We start from the raw sequence: 2,082 nt of genomic DNA, 5'->3' as shown, positions 1-2,082 counted from the left end.
TTACCATCACGGTGAACCCACAGAACGATGCGCCGACTGCCACAGACAATGCGGTAACGACGAATGAGGACGCGGCTGTCTCCGGCGCGGTCATTCTGAACGATATTGATGGTGATGCGCTGACGGCCAGCCTAGCAACAGCCCCAAGCAACGGCACGGTCGTTGTGAACACGGATGGGACGTATACCTACACGCCTGCTGCTGACTTCAACGGCACGGACACGTTCACGGTCAGCGTCGATGACGGCAATGGCGGAACAGACACGGCAACCGTTACCATCACGGTGAACCCACAGAATGACGCGCCGACGGCTGCTGATGATGCAGTTACCACCAACGAAGACAGCCCGGTCTCCGGCGCGGTTATTCTGAATGACATTGACGGTGATGTTCTGACGGCGACGCTCGGCACTGCACCAACCAACGGCACAGTAATCGTCAACACGGACGGGACGTATACCTACACACCAGCGACGGACTTCAACGGCACGGATACGTTCACGGTGTCTGTCGATGACGGCAACGGCGGGACTGACACCGCTACCGTCACCATTACCATCCTGCCTATCGATGATGCGGTTGTGGCCAATGATGATTCCATCTCTGCCGATGAGGACACGGGTTCGGTCACGGGTGATGCGACTGCCAATGATGTTGATGTGGAAGGCGATGTGTTTGATGTGACGCGCTACTGGGTGGGTGATGCTGTCACCGGCACGGAGTTCGCGATCAACACATCGGCGCTGATCCCCGGCGCAGGCTCGTTCACGATTGCCCCGTCCGGCGCGTTCATTTTTACGCCGGTGGCGAACTACAACTCCACCGACGGGGTGCCGCTGCCGATCTTCACCTATGAGGTGGAGGACGCCAACGGTAACGTCGACACGGCCGTACTGACCATCACGATCAATCCGGTCAATGATGCGCCTGTGACCACGGCTGACAGCTTTACCGGTCTGGAAGATGGTCCCGATGTGACGGGCAATGTGCTGGTCAATGACAGCGATATCGACGGTCCGGCACTTGCGGTCACCGGCGTTCGTGTGGCCGGTGTGACGGCTGGTACCATCTCTCCGGGCACCCCGATCTTCATTCCAGGCTCCGGCACGCTGCGGATTGATGCCAATGGTGAGCTGAACTTCGATCCGGTTGCCGGATACTTCGGTACCGTGCCGACGATCACCTACGACATGAGCGATGGCGAGTTCACGCGCACCACCACGGTGACGATCACGATCGACCCGACGAATGATCCGGTCGATGCCACCGATGATACGGCGGTCACGGACCAGGGCGTCACGCTGACGGTGCCTGCAGCCACGGGTCTGCTGTCCAATGACAGCGATCCTGATGGCGATGCGTTTGCGATCACGGCGATCTCGTTCATGGATGGCCCGACACAGGTGATGGCTGCGGTCTCTGCAGGTTCCGACGGCACGTTGACCATCACGGCGGGTGCCTTTGTTTACGGTACGGTGACGATTGCCGAAGACGGTTCCTACAGCTTCGTGCCGGATGCTGCCTATTCCACGCTGATCAATGGTCCGATGCCTGCGATCACCTATGAGGTGACGGACGCCATCGGTGCGACGTCGACGGCGGAGCTGTCGATTGAAGTGACACGGACCAACACGGCACCCAATGCGGTCGATGATGTGACCAGCGTTGCCGAAGACGGCAATGTGACGGGTAACGTGATCACGGATACTCCCGGTACCGATACAGATGCGGAAGGTGATGCATTTACGCTCACCGGCTTTACCATTGGTGGCTCGGCCACGGTGAACCTGCCGATTGGTGGTGGCGGCGGTCCCGTCATCATCCCGGGTGTTGGTCTGTTCCTGCTCACCAACGATGGCGACTACGACTTCACACCCGATAGTGATTATGACGGCGTTGTGCCCACCATCACCTATACGGTGGAAGACGTCTTCGGCGCATCGTCCACGGCCACGCTGACGGTGACGATCATTGCTGCCAATGATGCGCCTGAAGCGACCGACGAGACGGTCACACTGAACGAGGACGGCAACACGCCGCTGAACCTCACGCTGCCGACAGATGTGGACCACGCATCGACAG

General features: G+C 59.4%; 1 protein-coding gene. It reads left to right on the top strand.

The annotated features are described in order from the left end of the window. The coding region (locus R2A130_RS16610) for an Ig-like domain-containing protein (protein ID WP_009465357.1) at positions 1-2,082 on the top strand (2,082 nt) is incomplete at both ends.

This window comes from Ahrensia sp. R2A130, from assembly GCF_000179775.1.
Classification (GTDB): Bacteria; Pseudomonadota; Alphaproteobacteria; order Rhizobiales; family Rhizobiaceae; genus Pseudahrensia.
The sequence above is the reverse complement of the archived record's forward strand: the minus strand, read 5'-3'. Positions and strand labels throughout refer to the sequence as shown.